The organism is Enterococcus sp. DIV1067f (assembly GCF_050543505.1).
Taxonomy (GTDB): domain Bacteria; phylum Bacillota; class Bacilli; order Lactobacillales; family Enterococcaceae; genus Enterococcus_D; species Enterococcus_D entomosocium.
In genome coordinates this window covers 3,305,768-3,325,010 of the sequence record NZ_CP172940.1, presented here as the reverse complement: position 1 = coordinate 3,325,010, position 19,243 = coordinate 3,305,768, and the positions used below count along the sequence as shown (strand labels likewise).

Genomic DNA, 19,243 nt, shown 5'->3' with positions numbered 1-19,243 from the left:
TTTGTAAGAAAATAAGGCGCAGTTGCCGGTCTCGCTTGCCTTCTTCGGTGGAGAATGCTTGTCACAGCGCTAGTTAAGGGCAAGACCAACAGCAGGAACGCGTACTCAGGGAAAATCCGAACATTCTTATGGGCTGCTCCTTATACATGGCTTAAATTTTCGGCAAGCGACTCTAAAGCGGGGAAATCGAGAATTGCATAGCCCTGTTTTTGTTTTTCGATCAGCTTGTCTTCACGAAAGCTGGTAAAGGTTCGCAGCAGGTGGCGATAGCTGACATTCAAGATTGCGGCACAGGTGGTTAACTGAAAGGAAAAGTGTTGGTTTTCTTGATGCGCAAGAATAAATTTGGCCAACCGTGTCTCTACAGGTTCCGTCAATGAATTCGCTAAGTTGATCCCCGAATTCAAGCGGGAACTGAGCAACTGACAGATGGTTTGCAAAAAGCGGACGTCTTGTTGCAAGGTGCTGCGGTAGCGATTCAAAGGGATGCAGACGCAGACGCAAGCAGAAGCGGCTTTGACACTGCTTTTCGGCAAGAGTTCCCATAAAGAGGAAGCTTCCCCTAAAGGTGCAGCCGGCTTGGCGTAATCAATACAAATCGTTTGGGTATCCGAAGAGAAGGAATAGACCATCACGGTTCCTTCCACGAGAAAATACAAGTATTCAGAAGGCGTGCCCGTTCGAATCAGGTGCTCTTCTTTTTCAAAGGAATGCAAAGTGGCCATCGCTAACAAATCATTGTCCATATAAGATTGCAGATCGTATGTGTCAATGTAATTACTGAGGCGTGCGGTATCATCGATTTTTTTCATGGGAATCAGCCACTCCTGAATGGTTTTCTTTAAGTATAGCTTAGTTCCCCTTTTGACTCAACACGAACGATAAATAAAAACTAATGTAAATTGTATGTAAAAATAAGGTAAAATAGGACATGTGTCACTTCATTTTGAAGGGATACTTGGTATGATTTGAATGTAAGAAAGCTTCAAACCATTAGGAGGAGAAAAAATGCCATTGAAACGAATTGTTAAAGGGATGTTAGGAATTGCGTTAGTTGCAGCATTGACCGGCTGTGGGAATGGGAGCAGCAGCGACAGCAGTGCCGCAGCCGAAAAAGAAAAGCTGGTGGTACAATTCGTACCGACCAATAATGACGGCTCGATGCAAGCCAAAGCAAAACCGTTTGCTGAGTATTTATCAAAAAAATTAGACCGTGAAGTAGAAGTAACGTTAGCAACGGATTATTCGACGATCGTAGAAGCGATGGCTTCTGGACAAGTTGATTTAGGGATCATGCCGCCAGCCGCTTATGTTCAAGCCAAAGATATGGATGCAGCAGAAGCGATTTTGACTTCTCAATTAGGTGCCTATGATCCAGAGACCGGCTTGCCATTAGAAGGCGAAAAAACCAATACCTTCAAAGGGGAGATCTTGGTACGTGCGGATAGCGATATGACAGAATTGACGGACTTAAAAGGGAAAAAAATCGCTACATTGAGTCCGAACTCTGCCAGCGGCTATATTTACCCAGTTGCCGAGTTGAAAGATGCAGGAGTTGATCCAACGACGGATGCTACATTAACGACGGTGAACGATATTCCAAGTGAGATCACTGCAGTCTTGAATGGTCAGATGGATGCCGCCTTTGTGTTTCAAGGGGCACGGAATGTCTTTGCGTCAAGCTTCCCAGATAACGATTTATTCGAAGATCTAAAAGTTCTTTACTTAACCGAAGGGGACATCCCGAATGACGCCATTGCCGTTCAACCGACGATGGATGCTGAACTAAAAGAGCAGATCAAAGAAGTGTTCTTGAATATGGCAGACGATGAAGAAGGCGCCGAAGCAATGAGCTTGTGGGGACACCAAGGGTATGAAGAAGCAGCTGATTCTGCTTACGATACCATTCGCGACTATACTAAACGAGCAGCAGAGTAAAAAATCAGGGATTGCGGTAGAAGGATAACGGGACACGGAGATGTGCAGCGATTTACTAGGGGAATAGGTGGAATACGCAGTATCAGTGCATTTTTTAGTGAGATAGACCGTGACCGATTGGGGAAACTTTGCCGCGGTCCCTACATAATGGAGAAGACAGATGATAACTTTTGAGAATGTATCCAAAGTCTACCCGAATGGGGTCAAAGGATTACAGAACATAGATGTAACGATTGAACAAGGAGAATTTGTGGCAATCATTGGTTTGAGCGGTGCTGGTAAGAGTACCTTTTTGCGCTCGATCAATCGCTTAGTGCCAATCACTGAAGGAGATATCCGGGTAGATGGCAAATCAGTCACGAAAGCCAATAAAAAAGAATTGCGCTTGATTCGCCGACAAATCGGATTGATCTCCCAAAGCTTCAATTTGGTCAAACGTAGTACTGTCCAAAAGAATGTGCTATCTGGTCGTTTGGGGTATTACGGGACATGGAAAAGTATTTTAGGGTTGTTTACGAAAGAAGACTACGAAAGAACGAAAGAAGCACTAGCGACTGTCGGCTTGTCAGACAAACTGCAAACGAGAAGCGACCAGTTGAGTGGTGGGCAACAGCAGCGGGTATCCATCGCCCGTGCCTTGGTCCAACAAGCACCAGTGATTTTAGCAGATGAACCCGTGGCATCGCTAGATCCCATCACGACAGAGAAAGTGATGGAGGATCTGAAGAAGATCAATCAAGAAATGGGCAAAACGATTGTCATCAATCTGCATTCGATTCCCTTGGCTCGTCAGTATGCGACAAGGATCATTGCCTTAAAAGCAGGTGCAATCGTTTTTGACGGCAACGCAGCCGCTTTGACGGATCAGCGTTTAGAACAAATCTATGGGAAAGCAATTTTTGAAGAAAAGGCAGGAGAAATCGATGAAACTGAAAGAAACAGTTCATTTTAATTGGTACAAACACCTGCTGCTGATTCTTTTATTGCTGCTCTTTTTTCAAAGCAGTGCCTGGATCACGGGGGCTGATTTTGCCCAAGTGTGGTCGAATCGAAGCCAGATGACGGCTTTCATGGCTCGCTTTTTGCATCCGGATTTTAGTTATTTACCACAACTGATGATGCCCTTGATCAAGACATTGCAGATGTCCTTTTTAGGCACCGTTTTAGGAGTAGTCGCAGCGATACCGGTGAGTCTGTTGGCGACGACAGTCGTGACAGAAAGCCGGTGGGTCTCTGTGCCGATGCGTTTTCTCTTAGGTCTGGTGCGGACGATCCCCAATTTATTGTTGGCGGCATTGTTCGTAGCGATTTTTGGGATCGGTGAAGCCACTGGTGTTTTGACCATCGCGGTCTTTACCTTTGGGATGGTTTCACAGCTGATGTTCCAAGCGATCGAAACCATTGATTTTGCGCCAATCGAAGCAGCGGCGGCGGTAGGGGCAAATAAATTTCAAGTGACTGTTTGGGCGATCATACCTCAAGTCATCAGCCAGTTTGCCAGCTATACTTTTTATGCCTTTGAAGTCAATGTTCGAGCTTCGACGGTGTTAGGATATGTTGGTGCCGGCGGGATCGGGGTCATCTTGAACGCCTCATTGGCATTGTTGAATTATGAACGGGTCTCGATCATTATCTTGACGATTTTGTTAACGGTAGCGATCGTTGATTTTCTAAGTGAGCGGGTAAGGAGGTCATTCCTATGATGATCAGAGAAGTGAAGAAAACGACTTGGCTGTTATGGGGACTCTTTGCTATCTTACTGGCATTATCCGCAGCGACGCTGGATTATTCCGGATTGAGTACTTTTTCCTTAGCGATGGGAAGAGATGTCCTGCAAGGGCTGAGTCAGCCAGACTGGTCTTTCTTTTACGACGGTAGCGGGGAGGATCTGTGGAGCTTATTGTTACTGACGATCGGGATCGCTTGTCTAGGAACGATGATCGCAACAGTCTGCGCGATACCGGTGACCTTGCTGAGTGCCGCCAACCTATGGTCTTCTGCGCCGTGGGTCGCGAAGATCGGCAAAATGATCTGCAATATCTTGCGGGCATTTCCAGAGCTAGTTTATGCGATTATTTTTGTCCGTGTGGTAGGTCCGGGACCTTTCGCTGGGGTTATGGCGATCGGTGTCCACCAGATCGGTATGCTGGGCAAGCTGTTCACGGAAGAAATGGAAGCCATGGATGAGCGCTTGACGGAAGAGATGCAAGCAGTCGGTGCCAACTTTTGGCAAACGATGTTTTTCGTGCGGGTTCCTTATTTAGCACCCATCTATAGTTCCTTTGCGTTGAATCATTTTGAAATTGCGGTCCGCAGTGCGGCAACGTTAGGGTTAGTCGGTGCCGGCGGGATCGGTGCACCATTGATTTTTGCTATTCAAACCAGAACCTGGAGCAAGGTAAGTATTATTTTGTTGGGCGTCGTTGTGACCGTCTTCTTATTAGACCAGTTGACTGGAATCATCAGAAAGAAATTGAGATAAACCTATGAATGTATTGCATATATCAGATATCCATTTTCGAGAAAGTTACCTGCCTTGTGAAGAAGGGTATCAAGGAATGCTGGCAGCTATGCAAAATCCCTTGATTCCTCTTGAAGAGTGTATCCAAGATGCCAAGGCGCGAGGGGCGATTGATTTGGTGGTGATCAGCGGTGATTTGACCGAAGATGGCGCGCCTGCCGATTATGCCTCTTTGAAGCATTATCTAGAAAAAGCCTTTGGCTCAGTGCCGATCGTAGTAACGCTAGGCAATCATGATATTAAACGGCATTTTCGCCAAGGCTGGCAAGGCAAGTCAGTAGAAACGGCCAGTGATACACCTTTTAATCAAGTCTATGAAACGGAGACATTGGCGGTCGTGACTTTCGATAATTCCTGTTACGGCTATGCCGACGGTATCGTAGATGAGCGACAGTTTGAATGGCTGCAAGCCACGCTGGCGCAGCTCAAAGAGAAAAAGATCATCTTTGTGACGCACCATCATTTGTTGCCTTATCAAGCAAGCACGCCGGCATGGGCCGGTGCCAATCGTTTGGTGGCATTATTGCAGCAGTATCAGATCTCTTGTATTCTCAGTGGACATACCCATCATGCATTTACGGGAACGATCGCAGGGATTCCTTACTATACTGTGGCAAGTATGTCGTTTGTCGGGGAAGATGAAGGCGAGGGGATGGTCCGTTTTGAAGAACGCTATGGATACAATTTGTATCGTTTTGAGGAAGGCGCGCTGGTTCATCAATCCTCAGAAAACTATCGACCGAACCGCGTATTGATGCGGGTCAACATGCAAGGATAAAAAACAGACGTTCCGTCAACGCTGAATTTAGCAGCAGGAAAGGAACGTCTGTTTTTGTGCAAAAAAGGCTTAACCTTGATTGCCAAAGGTTTTGACAACTTCAATCGTGCCGTCGATATGGAAAAACAAGGTATAGTTTTCTTCGGTTTTGATACCGTCAAAGCGGCGAGCATAATAGGTGACTGCGTCTTTGAAGGTTTGTGGGGGGACACCTAAAAAATCAGCGCATGCCGCCAACGTTTTGCAGCCTTCTTCAAAACAAGCGATGATATCATAGGGCGTGACCACGATCGCAGAACCAATGTCACGGGCTTTGCGTTCTTGTTTGCGTTTTTCGTTGGTGTCTTGGGCGGTAATGTCGCCAGCACTGGTCAAATAATGACCGATTTCTTCACCGATGGTGCTCAAGAGGTCTTCTTGTGATTGGTCAGGGTTCAAGTAAATATGGTGATCGATGTACAATCCTTGCTGACCATCAGGCATATTTTTATCGAAAATAAAGTGCAAGTCTGGGTAGGCGGCCATCAGTTCTTCTACTTTATCCATTTCCATCATTCCTTTTGGGCGTGCCGCTGTTTTATAAATTCAATGTAGCTGAGGATATCTTCCATCTGCTCATCGGTGACGTCATCATCAATATGGGCCGCAACGGTTTGAACTTTTGCAGAGGGCGGCGTAAAGCCTGCCGGGACTTGTCTGCCTAATAAAAAATCGGTGGATACTTGAAAAATCTCCGCGAGTTTGACGATGGTCTCGCCATCGGGTTCGTTACGATCATTTTCGAAATGCGAATACGCTGCGCGGGTGATCCCTAGCTGATCTGCGATCTGCTGTTGGGTTTGGTTGGTTCGTAGTCTGAGTGTTCTTAGCCGTTCGCCAAGCATGAGTGATCGCCTCCTTTTTTGTAGTATAGCACGTTGGATATAATTTGTATCTATTTTTGTATTATTTGATATAAAAAATATCACATCAGTTGACGATACGAATCGTATCTTTTATACTGGAAACAGATGATATGAATCGTATCAAAAAGAATGGGGGAGGATCATGGATACATCGATCGTAACAGTTGTCTTGCCGTCACTCATTACTGGTGTACTTACTTATTTGGCTACCCGAGTATCCAGCAAAGCGAATTTGGAACAAACGAATATCGAAAATGCCCAAAAGCTTTACCTAAAATATGAACAGATCAATCAAGAATTGACCCATAAAATCGATCAGTTAGAAGAAGAAGTCCAAAAGACCGCCAAAACCTACCAAGAAGAAGTCTTGGTCTATCAAGGAAAGCTTGCTACTGCCCAAAGCGAACGGGATTTTTTGCGGGCAGAAAACCAGGTGCTGAAAGAATTACAGCGAGGGAATCAAGTGCCTGTGGCGCGTGAAGAGAAGCAACATTCAGCCGTTGGCTAATAGAAAAAAACTGCTTATCCATCAATAAGCAGTTTTTTTTCTAGTTTTTATTCTTTAATTGATCATTTGTTCATTCACGTAGGCAGCATAAAGCGGGTGATTGTTGATCAATTCTGCATGGGTACCTTGACCGGTAATGGTACCTTTTTCTATAAAGTAGATTTGATCGGCATCCACGATGGTCGACAAGCGATGGGCGATCACTAATGTCGTGCGCCCTTCCATTAGATGATCCAACGCCCGCTGGACCTTTTCTTCCGACTGAGAATCTAGGCTGGCGGTCGCTTCATCGAGCATCAGCAGCTTGGGGTCTCGCAAGAATGCTCGTGCGATGGCGATCCGTTGTTTTTGCCCGCCAGATAGTTTGACGCCGCGTTCGCCGATTTGTGTTTCTAGTTTTTCGGGGAACTCTTGGACGAACTGATCGGCATAAGCCAATGCCAGTCCTTGCCACAATTCCTCCTCTGACAGTGTTCGGCTTAATCCGTATTGCAAGTTTTCCCGAATCGTACCGGCAAAGACCGCACTGTCTTGGGAAACATAGCCGATCTGTGCCCGCCAGTCCTGCAGATCAATGTCAGCTATCGGCTGTTCACCAATCAGCAAGCGCCCGCTGGTGGGTTCATAAAAGCGTTCCAGTAAAGCGAAGATCGTGGATTTTCCGCCGCCGCTTGGTCCCGCAAAAGCAATCACGGTGTTGGGTTTGGCTTCAAAAGAAATGTTTTGCAAAATCGGCCGTTTGGGATCGTAACTGAAATCGATCTGTTCTGCCCGTAGGACTGCGCCGTCGATAGCGGCTTTGGGTGCTGCCTGGATCGGCTCCAGCGGCGTATCCAAAATTTCTTGGATCCGTTCCGTAGCACCCATCGCTTTTTGGACTTGTGAAAAGAACATCGCAAACGTCGTCACAGGCGCAATAATATTAAAGAGATACAGTAGAAAAGCAATCAATGCGCCACTCGTCAAGGTGCCGGCTTGGACACGGATCGCGCCATAACCGAGGATTCCTACGAGTAATCCCAGCATTGCCGTCGTCATGATTGGCTGCAAAATCGCACTAACTTTCGCATCCTTGACCCCGAGGGTAAAGATTGCCCCAATGTTGCGCCGACCGTTTTCTTGTTCACTAGCTTCTCCGTTGCTGGCTTTGATCAAACGGATCTCTGAGAGTTTTTCGCTGGCATCCGCATTGAAATCGGCAGTCGCTGCTTGTAGTTGGCGTCCTAGTTTCGACATGATCTTGCCGATCGGCCACATGATCAAGGTGATCAAAGGCACCGCACTGAACATGATCGCCGCCATCTTCCAATCCATCAAAAACAAGATGATCATCGAACCAACCAATTGGATCAAGCCAGTGACAAAGCTGGGAAATTGCGAGGTGACTAGTTCTTTGATCACGGAAGTATCATTAACGAGTCGCGAACTGCTTTCCCCCGACTTATGGTCATCAAAATAGCTGACTGGCAAATGCAGCAGATGTTTCCAAAGACGTTCTCGTAATGTTTTCACGGCACTTTCTCCCACATAGCGCAAGAGAAAGCCGCCTAAAGTGCCTACGCCTAATTGCAGCACAAAGGCTAGGATCAAAACGACCAGCATGGAGGTGCTGAACGTGGGGGTGCCGCTGGCATCGACTAGCGTTTTCGTCAGCTGCGGCACGACCAAACTGGCGGCACTCGTGATCAGGCTAAAGAGCATCCCTAAAAGAAACAAGCCTTTCTTGGGATTGACACTGACGATCAGGTGGATAAAGTCTTTCATTTTAAATTTGTTTTTGTTCACTGTTGGTGTCGTTGTTTCCATTCGTTTTCCTCCGCTACAAGCAAGATGTCCTGCAGCTTTTTCTTTTTCATTAGGTGCTATTAGAAATCCTGCCAATCATCTTCGGCTGCTTCGTCTTTAGAAGCGGAATCAGGTCTTGCTTTGCGGTCTTGTCCAAACCCGTAGGCATCAAAAAAGTTGCCTTTTCCCCATGTGTCCCGTGGATCATTCGCCTCGCTACTATCAAATGGCCCAAATGGCCCAAATGACCGATTGCCAAACATGCCGCGGTGTCCAGGAAATGGCATTTGCCGCATGGCTTCTTTGATCTGCTTTTTCATTTGACGCCGCTCGTCAGCGCCCATATCTTGCCAAGTATCTTTCATTTGTTGCTTCATTTTTCGGCGATCGTCATTCGTCATTTCCTGCCAATTTCCACCCCATTGCTTCATCATCTGTTCCCGGATCTCCTGCATAGCTTGTAGACGATCCATCGGGTCAATAAAGCGTTGCGTCTGTTGCTGAAAGTCAGCTTCCCACCCAGCGGCGATGTTTTCAAGCAGACGAGCAAATTCGGTTTGTTCTTCCTCTGTTAACCCAGCAAAAAACGTTTGACTGCTGGCGGCTTCTTTTTGTGCCAGTAATTTTTCTGCTTTTTTTCGTCCAGTCTCTGTCAGAAAGATTCGTTTGATCCTTTTGTCGGCTGCATCTTCTTTGCGTTGGATATCCCCACTGCTTTCCATTTTCTTCAATAGTTCTGCCAAGGAACTTGGCCGTAAATCTAAAACTTCTGCGAGGTAATTTTGCACCAAGCCATCTTCTAAATTTAAAACGGCTAGGACGCGTTGCTGTCCAGAAAGGCGTTGGTTATTTTGACTCATAAAAGCATTGCTGGCTTCGCTGATAAAACGAAGCTGTTTCATTAAGTGATCGGTCATTGTACTCATTGAGAACACTCCTTTTGAATTATTGTTCGGTACCTAATGATATCGATGAGTTGATTATAGTTCGGTGCCGAACGAATGTCAAGAGGAAGTAGCTGGGATTTTTTTCTAACAAAAAGTAAGCAAAATGATTGACTTACTAAAAGTAAGTTTGATATGCTGAGTCCATCGTTAAAGAAAACACAATAAAAGGAGTACAAAAGAATGGTCTTTGGATTTGGGAAAAAAGAACAAATAATTGAAAAAGAAGTAATTAAAGAGGTGTATCGCACTCCGGAAAAGAAAAAAGCGCAAAAAATCGGAATCATCGTTGGCAGCACGAGAGAAGGCCGCGTGAGTCCGCAAGTAGCCAATTACGTTTTACAAACAGCACGAGCACATAGCGACCGCTCATTTGAAATCATTGATATCAAAGACTACGACTTGCCCTTTATGGGTACAGGCGAAGCGAACCAAGCGTGGAATGAAAAAATCGCTGAATTAGACGGTTATATCTTCATCGTACAAGAATACAATCATGGGCTATCGGCTTCCTTGAAAAATGCGTTAGACAGCGCCCGCGAGGAATGGTTCAACAAAGCAGCAGCAATCGTCAGCTATGGTTCAGCAGGGGGTATTCGGGCCGCTGAGCAAGTTCGCTTGATTTTGGCGGAACAAAAAGTAGCCACGGTGCGCACTAATCCAGCCTTCAACTTATTTACTGATTTTGAAAATTTTGCCACCTTTACTCCTGGCGAACATATGACGGCAGGAATGAACGATATGTTGACGGAATTACTGGACTGGGCAGACACATTTGCCAATCGTTAAAAAACAAACGAAAACAATCTTAGGAGGAACCTATCATGAAATTTGGTATTATTTTAGGCAGTACAAGAGAAGGACGCGTAAGTCCGCAAGTCGGAGCATATATTCAAGAAATTGCTACTCAACGGTCAGAGCATCAGTTTGAGATCGTTGATGTAAAGGCATTTGATTTACCGTTTATGGGAACGGCTGAGCCAAACATGGCGTGGAACAAAAAAATCGCTGAATTAGATGGCTATATCTTCATCGTACAAGAATACAACCACGGTTTTGCGGCTTCCTTGAAAAATGCCGTAGACTCTGCACGGGAAGAATGGTTTGATAAAGCAGCTGGGATCGTCAGTTATGGTTCTGGCGGTGGGATTCGTGCCGCTGAACAATTGCGTAACGTTTTAGCTGAACAAAAAGTTGCCACCGTGCGGACTAACCCAGCCTTCAATCTCTTCACAGATTTTGAAAATTTCAGTACCTTCAAACCCGGTGCGCACATGGCTGCAGGTGTCAATGACATGCTGGATGAATTGTTGTTGTGGTCAAAAGCTTTTGCCACGATTCGCTGATCTGTTTTAGGAGGTCACCATTTATCATCGATCATTTGCTGTTTCATTCATTGAATGGAGCAGCATTTTTTTGCGTTTCCAAGGAATGGTTTTCACTGGAAAGGCTATTTCACTGAAAGAATGACTAAAAATCGGGTATACTAGAAGAACAGAAGATGCGGGCAACTGCGTTCGATTTTTTGCCCAACGAGTGCATCCAGTAACAGAGGAGTGAACAAGAGCATGAATCTACTTTTTGCGATTGATGATCGATTCAGTGAACAATTAAAAACAACGTTATATTCAATCAAACGCCATACGACAGCAGCATCTTTCGATGTCTATGTCTTACAAGAAAAAGAATTGAGGCAAGGTGCAGAGCTAGAGGTCTTTTGTCAAAAATTGGCGATGACCTATCATCCCGTCATCATCGGTTCTGGTTCGATCTTTAAAACGGCACCAGTTAGTGACCGCTACCCAGAATCAATCTACTATCGATTGTTGGCACAAAATTACTTGCCGCAGCAGGTGGAAAAAATCCTGTATCTGGATGCGGATATTTTGTGCATCAATGATTTGCGCCCCTTGTATGAGCTGACGTTAGGGGATTTTCTGTATGCCGCTGCCAGTCATTCCAAGCTGACAGAAGTGACGACGGTCATCAATAAAGTCCGTTTGCGCAATTATGAGTCAGAAGGCTACTATAATTCAGGTGTCTTGCTGATGAATGTGCACCAGCTACGGCAAGAGGTCAAAGAAACAGAAATCGCAGCCTTCATTGAGAAAAATCATTTGAACCTCTTTTTGCCGGATCAAGATATTTTAAATGGGTTATATGGTGATCGGGTGCTGGCGATTCCTGATCAGCTCTATAACTATGATGTACGGAAAAACCGTACGTATGAGACGATCAGCCTAGGGGAATGGAGTTTGGATTGGGTCATCGAACATACCGTTTTGCTGCATTTTTGCGGCAAAGAGAAACCATGGAAGAAAGGCTATCGCAGCCGCTACGGTTCGTTATACAAATATGTAGAAAATGAACGGCGGAAGTTTGAAGAGGAACAATCAAAGAGCGTATGATTAAAAAAGCTTTACTTGGACAAAAGACAGGTAAAGCTTTTTTTTCGATCATTTTTTGAAGGGAATTCTTGTAAAATCAAGTAGACGCATCTAATTTGCTTCCGCATCGATAAGGAAACACCTTGTGTTCAAAAAGAAAGCGCTATCTATTATGATGACATTATCAACCCATTGCCATGCTAAATCAGGTGAGCAACTGATTTATTCAACGTAAGGAAAATCAGTACTACACCACTATTTAGCAGCTACTGAACATAGATAGTGAAAATGAGTGTATTCGTTAAGGAGGAAAACTATATGAAAAAAGCATTAATCATCTGTGCAGGCGGTATGTCTTCATCGGTCATTGCCAAAAAAACGACGGAATATTTTAAAGAGCGAGGAAAAGAAATTGAACTAGATGCAACGTCTGCCTCTCAAGGAGCAGCCACGATCGCCAAAGATGAATACGACCTATACTTAGTCAGCCCTCAAACTAAGATGTACTTTGCGAATCTTGAAAAAGCTGCCATCAAGTACCAACGACCCATCGTAAATATTCCGCCCCAAGCCTATGTTCCGATACCGATGGGTATTGAAAAATTAGCTGCTGTGGTAGAACAAAATATCAAATAGCAGTTCAAACAAGTAGCTAGATGAAAATAGGTTGATGAAAAAGGTTGATGAATAATGTTGAGTAAAAAAGAAATCATCATGCTAAAGATGCTCTACCAAAACCGCAACACATACACTAGCAGCAAACAGATCGCAAATCAACTGGGGGTCTCGGATCGGACTGCTCGCAAGTACCTTCAAGGTCTGGGTCTTATCCTGAAGAACCATAAGCTTGGTCAAATTTGTGCCAAGCAAGGACAGGGGTATCGCTTGAACATCACGGACCAGCGTTCCTTTGATCTGTTTTATTCAGAGAAGACCAATCTCAGGCCAACAGCTGACGATCTAACCACGATCAATGAAGCCAATGACCGGCAATATTTTTTGCTAAATCAATTGTTATTTGGGCATAAGCCCGTTTTTGTTGATGATTTAGCAGCGGATCTATGTGTTTCGCGCTCGACGATTTCAAATGATATCGTTGAAATCAAGCAATTATTAAAGCCTTATACGATCGAGTTGAAACATCGAACCAGCCAAGGCATTTATGTTGAAGGATCTGAAAACAGTCTGCGGCATTTCATCATGAATTACTTTTTCATGAATCGCCTGCAAGACAATCTTTATGCATTCTCAATGTACAAACATCTGTTAGAGGGGATAGCGATCGAGGAGATCGTGATCATCGTCTTGGACACCTGCCGTAAATACTTTTTGAAACTCTCTGATTTTATGATCTACACGATCGTCCTGCATATAGGCTTAGCGATAAAACGGCTGCAGTCGGGCTTTGAGATCCAGCTGCATCCGCAGGATCCTGAATTGGAACAAGAAGCAGAATACCAGTCGGCTATAGAGATCGTTGAGAAGATTCGCCAACAGATGAGCATTGCTTTGCCGCCAGAAGAGGCTTTTTATATCGCCATTCACTTAAAAAACAAACTAGTTTCCGAAACTATCCGTGAACAGATCGATTTAGATGATAACGAGGTGAAACAACAGCTGTTAGCTGTTTTGCATAAAATCGATCAAGAAACCGGCTTTTGCTTAGTCGAAGATCCACTGTTGATAGAAGGGCTGATGATGCATATCACCCCCTTATTGCAACGATTGAATAACGGTACGAGTATGGAGAATCCTTTGCTAGAGACCATCAAAAAAGATTACAGTGACTTTTTTCAGTTAACGATTCGGCATTTTTCTGATGTTCCCTTCTTTGCCCCCTATAGAGTGACCGAAGGAGAGCTTGCCTATTTGACGATCCATTTAACTGCTGCGATGGAACGCTTAGCGAATCAACAAAAAGCCAAGGTCATAGTGATCTGTGCAACAGGAATTGGTAGTTCGCAAATGTTAAAAAATCGTTTGGAACACGAACTTGGTTCAAAAATCGTGATTGAAGATATGATCAGCTATTACGAAATCAGTGAACAAAAACTAGCAGGGATCGATTTGATCATTTCATCCATCAAAGTACCAGATGTGGTTCTAAATATCCCCATCGTCACCGTCAGTGTTTTTTTAGATAAAAAAGATATCCAAAAAATCAATCGCCAGTTGAAGCAGTATAAAATCAAAAAACAGTATGGTAGCATACTGAAACAACAGCCGAAATCTTTATCTGACAAGGAGCGGGAATTGATTGAGACCAGCTTTCGCTCAGAACTTTTTCTGCTGATAGAGGAAGAGACTGACAAAGCAACTGTTATGGATCAGTTGCTGACGAAAATTGAAGGCTTGGAAAAACGTTCAGTGAAAGAAGCGCTAGGCAAGCAGCTTGCTTTACGAGAAGCCTATAGCTCAGTAGCTTTTTCGGATCATTTGGCGGTGGCGCACCCCATTGAACCGATCACCAATGATGCTTATGCGGCCGTTGCTATACTAAAACAAGGCATAAAATGGGATGACGAGCATGACCAGATCCAGCTGATTTTCTTACTTTCCCCTGATCGATTGGGGCAATTAGAATTGAACAAAATCAGCCAACTGTTAGTACCGATCATTGAAGATGAATCATTTAAAGATGCACTCATAGCAAGTGGTGATTTTGAACATTTTATGAAATGTTTTATTGGGTATCACCTAGAAGCACATATATAGCACATGTAAGGGAGAAAGAACAATGGAATCAGAAAAATTACAAGAGACCGCTTTTCAAATCATTCTTAGCAGCGGGGATGCTCGGACAATCGTTCATGAAGCATTCCAAGAGATGCGCCAAGGAACTTTTGAAGCAGCACAAGCAAAACTGGATCAAGCAAATGAAGCACTAGTAGAGGCCCATAAAGCACAGACGGGCTTATTACAAGAATACGCCAGCGGCGAAAAAATCGACATGGAGATTATCATGGTCCATGCACAAGATCATCTAATGACAACGATGACTTTGCGAGAAGTGGCGATTGAAATGCTGGCGTTATACCAGCGAGAGCGGTAGAAAGGAAGGGAACAAATGACCAATCAAGAACAACAGAAAAAAATGGCAGAAAAAAATTTTCGGTTTAATCGCTTTTTATTTCTAAGGTATGTATTAGCAGTGTTTTTCTTTGCAAATCTTTATTGGTTATTGGCTGCGATGGCCAGCAATGCCCTACTCCTGATTCTTCCGCTGGCGCTGTTGGTTTTGGCTATTTCGGCAATTGGAGAATACGTGCGCCTTTATGGCAGCCACTCAGAGCAAATAGCAGAAAAACTGCGGTGGACGCGCTTGTTTTATCTTTGTCAACTGACGATGAATCTCCTTTTATGCGCCGTTTGTTTCTTCTCTCCTCTGTTTTCATTCGTTTTTCCTTTTCTTGATAATACACTGCACAATCGAGGCATTCTTACACTCTGGCTTAGTGTGGGGCTAACGTTAGCTGCGCTATGTTTGCAGCGTGTGAATAAGATCCGTCACAAAAAAGATACGTATTATGGATATATTAAAGAATACCAAAAACTCATTGAAGGGAAGTAGTTACATTATGGAACAATCAAATAGCAAGTTGTTCAGTCTCTTAGAAACGGCCGTCATGGGACCGTTAGGAAAAGTGGCACAGTTCAAAATCGTACGTGCCATCATGGCTGCTGGGATGGCTTCGATTCCTTTTACGATCGTTGGCTCGATGTTTTTAGTTATCAATGTATTGCCGCAGACCTTTACCTTTTTAGAAGATTTCTTCAATAATACTTTTTTCAGAGTCAGTGAATTGTATATGCTGGCAAACAGCACGACAATGGGACTTTTGGCATTATATTTTTGTATCGTTCTCGGCTATGAATACACCAAGATCTATGCGGAAGAAGAAGAGTTGGATCTTGCGCCTATGAGTGGGGCGTTATTATCGATGTTTGCCTTTTTCATGTCGATCCCACAATTGATGATTGTGGATGGCAACATGTCACGGATCACCGATCAAGAAAATGCTATCATCAATGGCTGGGCGATCGGTGGCGACGGGGTGGAGCGTTTAGGAACGACCGGGATATTTACCGGTATCATTATGGCGGTGTTGGCCGTTCAGTTGTACCGTTTATGTGTGACGAAAAAATGGGTCATCAAAATGCCTGAAGAAGTCCCATTAGGGGTTGCCCGTGCCTTTACAGCATTGATTCCCGCCTTTGTTGTGGCCTTCACGGTTCTTATCATCAATGGCGCATTAGTTGCAGCAGGAACGGATATTTTCCAAATCATTGCGGTACCTTTTGGGTTTGTTACCAATTTGACCAACAGTTGGTTAGGTTTGATGGTGATTTACTTTTTAGTCAGTGCATTATGGTTAGTAGGGATTCATGGCGCAAATATCATTTTTTCTGTATTGACGCCAATCACCTTAGGCAATTTGACAGCCAATGCTGAGGGCGCCAATTTTGCATTAGCTGGTGAGTTTAACAATGCGTATGTGACCGTCGGTGGTTCAGGGGCAACGCTAGGTCTCGCTTTATTCTTGGTTTATCTGGCGAAATCAAAACAATTAAGAGTGTTAGGAAAAGCTTCGATCATTCCAGCATTATTCAATATTAACGAGCCGTTGATTTTCGGGATTCCTTTGATTTATAATCCTTTCTTAGCGATTCCCTTTTTCTTAGCACCGATGGCATCCGCATCGATTGCCTATTTTGCGATCGAATTGGAAATCATTCGACCGATGATCGCCCAAATGCCATGGCCTTCTCCAATCGGCATCGGCGCATTTATTGGAAGTGGAGGCGATTGGAAAGCCGCAGTTTGTGCTTTCTTATGTGCAGGCGTTGCCTTTTTGATCTACTTCCCATTCGCTCGTTCTTATGACGCAGGCCTAGTCAAGCAAGAAGCCCAAGAAGGGGAACAAGCAGCATAAATCGAAAGGAATAAGAAAGAAACGTCCACACGGCCGTTTCTTTTTTTAAGCGTTCTATTCTGCTTTTTTTCGATTCGATGGTACGATGAAACTAGTGAGTTATGAAAAAAAGAAGGAGTGGAGAACATGAAATTTTTAATTTGGCTGGTCTGTGTGATCGGCATTGAAGCAACAGGAATCATCTCGAGTTTGTTTGCAGGGGACATTGCCGGAACGTATGCGCAAATGGAAAAACCCTTTTTAGCCCCTCCTGGCGGGATCATTGGGATCGTTTGGACGATTTTGTATGCCTTTATGGGAACGGCGTTGTATCTGTTGATCGTCGCCAAAGTCAATCCAGCGCTTAAAAAGAATGCCTACATCTTCTTTGCGATCCAGCAAGTATTAAACTTCTTTTGGAGTATCGTTTTCTTTGGCTGGAATGCTTACTGGGCAGGAACGGTCATTATTGTCTTGTTAGTGTTATCAGTGATTATTTGTATGATCCTCTTTGCTCGCATCGACAAAAAAGCGATGTACTTGTTTATTCCTTATTTGATTTGGTGTTTATACGCCGGCTACTTAACGATTGGCTTAACTTTATTGAATGCCTGATAGAAAAACCCTCTTCCAAGCGTCTTGTTGGAAGAGGGTTTTTTCTTTTAGATATAGTCTTCAGTCAATTCCATAAAGCTGGCAACATCTTTTAGGACCATGTCGATCCCTGCTTGCCAGAAGTCTGGTTTCGTTAAATCGACACCAAGGTGTTTTTGCGCCAGTTCTTCCGTCGTCATTGAAGCAGTATCTTGCAATAAAGCAATGTATTCTTCTTCAAAGCTAGACCCTTTTTCATTGGCATACGCGTAGATCCCCATACTAAAGAGGTAACCAAAGGTATAAGGGAAGTTGTAGAACGGCACATCGTCAATAAAGAAGTGCAATTTGGCTGCCCAGAAATGTGGGTGATAAGTCGCTAACCCATCCGCATAGCTTTCTTTTTGCGCCGCAGTCATCATTTCCGTGATTTGTTCCGCTGAAACCAAGCCCTTTTGACGAGCTTGATAGAAGCTGTTCTCAAAAATAAAACGTGCGTGGATGTTCATGAACATCGCGATCGCATTTTGCATTTTAGCATCCAATAGATTGATTTTTTCTTCTTTTGTCGTTGCTTCTTTGAGGGTTGCATCAGCAACGATCAATTCAGCAAAGGTACTTGCTGTTTCGGCAACGTTCATGGCATAGTTGCGGTTTAATTCTGGCAGCTCCCAAAGAACGCTGCTGTGAAACGCGTGACCTAGCTCATGGGCAAGCGTCGCTACTTCGTTGACTGAATTGCTGTAGGTCATGAAAATACGTGACTCTTTGGTTTCTGGCAAGCTGGTGCAATAGCCGCCAGGACGTTTGCCGGGACGATCTTCTGCTTCGATCCAGCTTTTTTCAAAAGCAACTTGGGCAAAGTCAGCCATTTTCGGACTGAACTTACGGAAGTTGGTCAAAATAAAGTCAGCTGCTTCATCAAAGGTGTAGGTTCTTTCTTCCATGTCCCCAAGGATGATTGGCGCATCTTGGTCTTGCCATTCCATTTTTTCTTTGCCGAAAAGCTGGGCTTTGCGAGTCAAGAAATCAACGATTGGCTGTTTGTTCTTTTGGATTGTGCCCCACATAGCATCCAATGTCGCTTTTTGCAGACGATTGTATTCTAATGGTTCCTTCAAGTAATCAGTGACACCGTGAAGTTTGAAGGTAGAAAGGCGGAAACCGTCTAAGTGGTTCAAGGTATCCGCAAAGAGGTCTTCTTTTTCTGCCCACGTCTTTTCCCAAGTGTCGAATAAACGCGCACGAACTTCCGGATCAGGATCACCCATCATTTTATTGAAGGCTTGACCAGCTGAAAACTTGATCGTCGTGCCGTCTTCTTGAAGGAAAGGAATTTCGATCGAGGCAACGATCGTATCGTAATGTTGGCTCCAAGCATTCAAGCCATCTAAATTTAAAGTGTTGATGATGGTCTCTTCTGCTTCGGATAACAATTCTTTGCCGTCGCGGCGAATCTCGCTTAAACGAAAAGCGACAGGTGCTAAGTTTTCCGCTTTAACTAGTGCTGTCCAATCATCCTCAGAAATTTCTGTCAATTTTTTCGAGAAAACGGTTTGTGCTGCTTGCAGTGCTGGCAATTTTGCGTAGAGGTCACCCGTCAGGATTTTGGCTTTGCTGTCATTGACATTCGCTGAAAGCAAGGCATTGATAAAGCTGCCGCATTGTGAAAATCCTTGACTAATAGTTGCGGATAAATCAAGTAACTCTTCTAATTTTGCTGCATCGTCTTCGCTGTTGGGCGACCATGCATCGACTGTTGTTCGGTAATTTGCAATTTGTTCTTCCAGTTGGCTCATGCGTTCTTTTAATTGAACAGAATCGCTGCCTCCCGGAAAGATTGTTTCCAGATTCCAATTGATTGAATAGGTCATTCCTATCAAACCCCTTTCTTTTCCTTCGATCTTATTAAGTATAGCATAACGAAATTTGGTCGCAACCATCAGAATCCTTATGAAATAAGGGTTCTT

At 44.2% G+C, this 19,243-nt stretch carries 21 protein-coding genes; 15 read left to right on the top strand and 6 right to left on the bottom strand.

The window, feature by feature from the left end; translation table 11 throughout:
• Positions 1-140: 140 nt before the first annotated feature.
• Positions 141-812, bottom strand: a complete 672-nt coding sequence (locus IGJ42_RS15465) for a cyclic nucleotide-binding domain-containing protein (protein ID WP_005233292.1) — start codon at positions 810-812, stop codon at positions 141-143.
• 196 nt (positions 813-1,008) lie between these two features.
• Here IGJ42_RS15465 and IGJ42_RS15460 point away from each other — a divergent pair, with 196 nt between their 5' ends.
• The 5 genes from IGJ42_RS15460 to IGJ42_RS15440 all read left to right on the top strand — a co-directional run bounded on the left by IGJ42_RS15460 (position 1,009) and on the right by IGJ42_RS15440 (position 5,237).
• The gene (locus IGJ42_RS15460; protein WP_086372412.1) at positions 1,009-1,938 is read left to right on the top strand and encodes a phosphate/phosphite/phosphonate ABC transporter substrate-binding protein; all 930 of its coding nucleotides are present in this window, start codon (positions 1,009-1,011) and stop codon (positions 1,936-1,938) included.
• A 160-nt stretch (positions 1,939-2,098) separates the two neighbouring features.
• Complete coding sequence (phnC, locus tag IGJ42_RS15455) at positions 2,099-2,890, top strand: phosphonate ABC transporter ATP-binding protein (RefSeq protein ID WP_005230661.1); 792 nt, start codon at positions 2,099-2,101, stop codon at positions 2,888-2,890.
• A complete protein-coding gene (gene phnE, locus IGJ42_RS15450; RefSeq protein WP_008380208.1) occupies positions 2,862-3,641 on the top strand; it encodes a phosphonate ABC transporter, permease protein PhnE in 780 nt (259 codons plus the stop codon). Before phnC ends, phnE (IGJ42_RS15450) begins: the two co-directional genes overlap by 29 nt.
• A complete protein-coding gene (gene phnE / locus IGJ42_RS15445; RefSeq protein ID WP_005230666.1) occupies positions 3,638-4,420 on the top strand; it encodes a phosphonate ABC transporter, permease protein PhnE in 783 nt (260 codons plus the stop codon). Before phnE (IGJ42_RS15450) ends, phnE (IGJ42_RS15445) begins: the two co-directional genes overlap by 4 nt.
• Positions 4,421-4,424: 4 nt before the next feature.
• A complete protein-coding gene (locus IGJ42_RS15440) occupies positions 4,425-5,237 on the top strand; it encodes a metallophosphoesterase family protein (protein WP_016620314.1) in 813 nt (270 codons plus the stop codon).
• A gap of 69 nt (positions 5,238-5,306) precedes the next feature.
• Here the strand turns inward: IGJ42_RS15440 and IGJ42_RS15435 are convergent, their stop codons facing one another.
• Both IGJ42_RS15435 and IGJ42_RS15430 read right to left on the bottom strand, forming a co-directional pair.
• The gene (locus IGJ42_RS15435) at positions 5,307-5,783 is read right to left on the bottom strand and encodes an ImmA/IrrE family metallo-endopeptidase (protein WP_034858679.1); all 477 of its coding nucleotides are present in this window, start codon (positions 5,781-5,783) and stop codon (positions 5,307-5,309) included.
• Between the two features lie 5 nt (positions 5,784-5,788).
• Positions 5,789-6,121 carry a helix-turn-helix domain-containing protein gene (locus tag IGJ42_RS15430; RefSeq protein WP_005230670.1) on the bottom strand — a complete coding sequence of 111 codons (333 nt, stop codon included), beginning with the start codon at positions 6,119-6,121 and terminating at the stop codon, positions 5,789-5,791.
• 163 nt (positions 6,122-6,284) lie between these two features.
• On the opposite strand from IGJ42_RS15430, the gene IGJ42_RS15425 reads away from it, so the two are divergent.
• Positions 6,285-6,650, top strand: a complete 366-nt coding sequence (locus IGJ42_RS15425; RefSeq protein ID WP_008380201.1) for a hypothetical protein — start codon at positions 6,285-6,287, stop codon at positions 6,648-6,650.
• A 54-nt stretch (positions 6,651-6,704) separates the two neighbouring features.
• Here IGJ42_RS15425 and IGJ42_RS15420 read toward each other — a convergent pair whose 3' ends face one another.
• Together IGJ42_RS15420 and IGJ42_RS15415 are read right to left on the bottom strand one after the other, a co-directional pair.
• Positions 6,705-8,456: an ABC transporter ATP-binding protein gene (locus IGJ42_RS15420; protein WP_008380198.1), complete on the bottom strand. Its 1,752-nt coding sequence runs from the start codon at positions 8,454-8,456 to the stop codon at positions 6,705-6,707.
• Positions 8,457-8,515: 59 nt separating this feature from the next.
• Positions 8,516-9,361 (bottom strand): MarR family transcriptional regulator, encoded by an 846-nt coding sequence (locus IGJ42_RS15415; RefSeq protein WP_081119242.1) that lies wholly within the window; start codon positions 9,359-9,361, stop codon positions 8,516-8,518.
• Positions 9,362-9,562: 201 nt separating this feature from the next.
• Between IGJ42_RS15415 and IGJ42_RS15410 the strand changes: the two genes are divergently transcribed.
• The 9 genes from IGJ42_RS15410 (at position 9,563) to IGJ42_RS15370 (ending at position 17,294) form a co-directional block, all read left to right on the top strand.
• Positions 9,563-10,168, top strand: a complete 606-nt coding sequence (locus tag IGJ42_RS15410; protein ID WP_005233311.1) for an NADPH-dependent FMN reductase — start codon at positions 9,563-9,565, stop codon at positions 10,166-10,168.
• A 35-nt stretch (positions 10,169-10,203) separates the two neighbouring features.
• Positions 10,204-10,725 (top strand): NADPH-dependent FMN reductase, encoded by a 522-nt coding sequence (locus IGJ42_RS15405; RefSeq protein ID WP_005233313.1) that lies wholly within the window; start codon positions 10,204-10,206, stop codon positions 10,723-10,725.
• Between the two features lie 222 nt (positions 10,726-10,947).
• Positions 10,948-11,787: a glycosyltransferase family 8 protein gene (locus IGJ42_RS15400; RefSeq protein WP_008380189.1), complete on the top strand. Its 840-nt coding sequence runs from the start codon at positions 10,948-10,950 to the stop codon at positions 11,785-11,787.
• 297 nt (positions 11,788-12,084) lie between these two features.
• A complete protein-coding gene (locus IGJ42_RS15395) occupies positions 12,085-12,402 on the top strand; it encodes a PTS cellobiose transporter subunit IIB (RefSeq protein ID WP_008380187.1) in 318 nt (105 codons plus the stop codon).
• 54 nt (positions 12,403-12,456) lie between these two features.
• A complete protein-coding gene (locus IGJ42_RS15390) occupies positions 12,457-14,481 on the top strand; it encodes a BglG family transcription antiterminator (RefSeq protein ID WP_430615787.1) in 2,025 nt (674 codons plus the stop codon).
• Positions 14,482-14,503: 22 nt separating this feature from the next.
• The gene (locus tag IGJ42_RS15385; protein ID WP_016620318.1) at positions 14,504-14,818 is read left to right on the top strand and encodes a PTS cellobiose transporter subunit IIA; all 315 of its coding nucleotides are present in this window, start codon (positions 14,504-14,506) and stop codon (positions 14,816-14,818) included.
• A gap of 15 nt (positions 14,819-14,833) precedes the next feature.
• Positions 14,834-15,337 (top strand): hypothetical protein, encoded by a 504-nt coding sequence (locus tag IGJ42_RS15380; RefSeq protein WP_086332733.1) that lies wholly within the window; start codon positions 14,834-14,836, stop codon positions 15,335-15,337.
• A gap of 7 nt (positions 15,338-15,344) precedes the next feature.
• On the top strand, positions 15,345-16,700 hold the full coding sequence (celB, locus tag IGJ42_RS15375) for a PTS cellobiose transporter subunit IIC (protein ID WP_008380179.1): 1,356 nt from the start codon (positions 15,345-15,347) through the stop codon (positions 16,698-16,700).
• Positions 16,701-16,826: 126 nt separating this feature from the next.
• Entirely contained in the window at positions 16,827-17,294 is a 468-nt protein-coding gene (locus tag IGJ42_RS15370) for a TspO/MBR family protein (protein ID WP_005233316.1), read from the top strand.
• Between the two features lie 47 nt (positions 17,295-17,341).
• Here the strand turns inward: IGJ42_RS15370 and IGJ42_RS15365 are convergent, their stop codons facing one another.
• A complete protein-coding gene (locus IGJ42_RS15365) occupies positions 17,342-19,147 on the bottom strand; it encodes a M3 family oligoendopeptidase (protein ID WP_034872886.1) in 1,806 nt (601 codons plus the stop codon).
• Positions 19,148-19,243 lie beyond the last annotated feature (96 nt).

Excerpts from the sequence above, each read along its gene's own strand:
- celB (WP_008380179.1), top strand. The coding sequence starts at position 15,345 with ATGGAACAATCAAATAGCAAGTTGTTCAGTCTCTTAGAAACGGCCGTC.
- IGJ42_RS15435 (WP_034858679.1), bottom strand. The coding sequence starts at position 5,783 with ATGGATAAAGTAGAAGAACTGATGGCCGCCTACCCAGACTTGCACTTT.
- IGJ42_RS15385 (WP_016620318.1), top strand. The coding sequence starts at position 14,504 with ATGGAATCAGAAAAATTACAAGAGACCGCTTTTCAAATCATTCTTAGC.
- phnE (WP_005230666.1), top strand. The coding sequence starts at position 3,638 with ATGATGATCAGAGAAGTGAAGAAAACGACTTGGCTGTTATGGGGACTC.
- phnE (WP_008380208.1), top strand. The coding sequence starts at position 2,862 with ATGAAACTGAAAGAAACAGTTCATTTTAATTGGTACAAACACCTGCTG.
- IGJ42_RS15400 (WP_008380189.1), top strand. The coding sequence starts at position 10,948 with ATGAATCTACTTTTTGCGATTGATGATCGATTCAGTGAACAATTAAAA.
- IGJ42_RS15370 (WP_005233316.1), top strand. The coding sequence starts at position 16,827 with ATGAAATTTTTAATTTGGCTGGTCTGTGTGATCGGCATTGAAGCAACA.
- IGJ42_RS15460 (WP_086372412.1), top strand. The coding sequence starts at position 1,009 with ATGCCATTGAAACGAATTGTTAAAGGGATGTTAGGAATTGCGTTAGTT.
- IGJ42_RS15420 (WP_008380198.1), bottom strand. The coding sequence starts at position 8,456 with ATGGAAACAACGACACCAACAGTGAACAAAAACAAATTTAAAATGAAA.
- IGJ42_RS15410 (WP_005233311.1), top strand. The coding sequence starts at position 9,563 with ATGGTCTTTGGATTTGGGAAAAAAGAACAAATAATTGAAAAAGAAGTA.
- IGJ42_RS15440 (WP_016620314.1), top strand. The coding sequence starts at position 4,425 with ATGAATGTATTGCATATATCAGATATCCATTTTCGAGAAAGTTACCTG.
- phnC (WP_005230661.1), top strand. The coding sequence starts at position 2,099 with ATGATAACTTTTGAGAATGTATCCAAAGTCTACCCGAATGGGGTCAAA.
- IGJ42_RS15380 (WP_086332733.1), top strand. The coding sequence starts at position 14,834 with ATGACCAATCAAGAACAACAGAAAAAAATGGCAGAAAAAAATTTTCGG.
- IGJ42_RS15430 (WP_005230670.1), bottom strand. The coding sequence starts at position 6,121 with ATGCTTGGCGAACGGCTAAGAACACTCAGACTACGAACCAACCAAACC.
- IGJ42_RS15425 (WP_008380201.1), top strand. The coding sequence starts at position 6,285 with ATGGATACATCGATCGTAACAGTTGTCTTGCCGTCACTCATTACTGGT.
- IGJ42_RS15390 (WP_430615787.1), top strand. The coding sequence starts at position 12,457 with ATGTTGAGTAAAAAAGAAATCATCATGCTAAAGATGCTCTACCAAAAC.
- IGJ42_RS15415 (WP_081119242.1), bottom strand. The coding sequence starts at position 9,361 with ATGAGTACAATGACCGATCACTTAATGAAACAGCTTCGTTTTATCAGC.
- IGJ42_RS15395 (WP_008380187.1), top strand. The coding sequence starts at position 12,085 with ATGAAAAAAGCATTAATCATCTGTGCAGGCGGTATGTCTTCATCGGTC.
- IGJ42_RS15365 (WP_034872886.1), bottom strand. The coding sequence starts at position 19,147 with ATGACCTATTCAATCAATTGGAATCTGGAAACAATCTTTCCGGGAGGC.
- IGJ42_RS15405 (WP_005233313.1), top strand. The coding sequence starts at position 10,204 with ATGAAATTTGGTATTATTTTAGGCAGTACAAGAGAAGGACGCGTAAGT.
- IGJ42_RS15465 (WP_005233292.1), bottom strand. The coding sequence starts at position 812 with ATGAAAAAAATCGATGATACCGCACGCCTCAGTAATTACATTGACACA.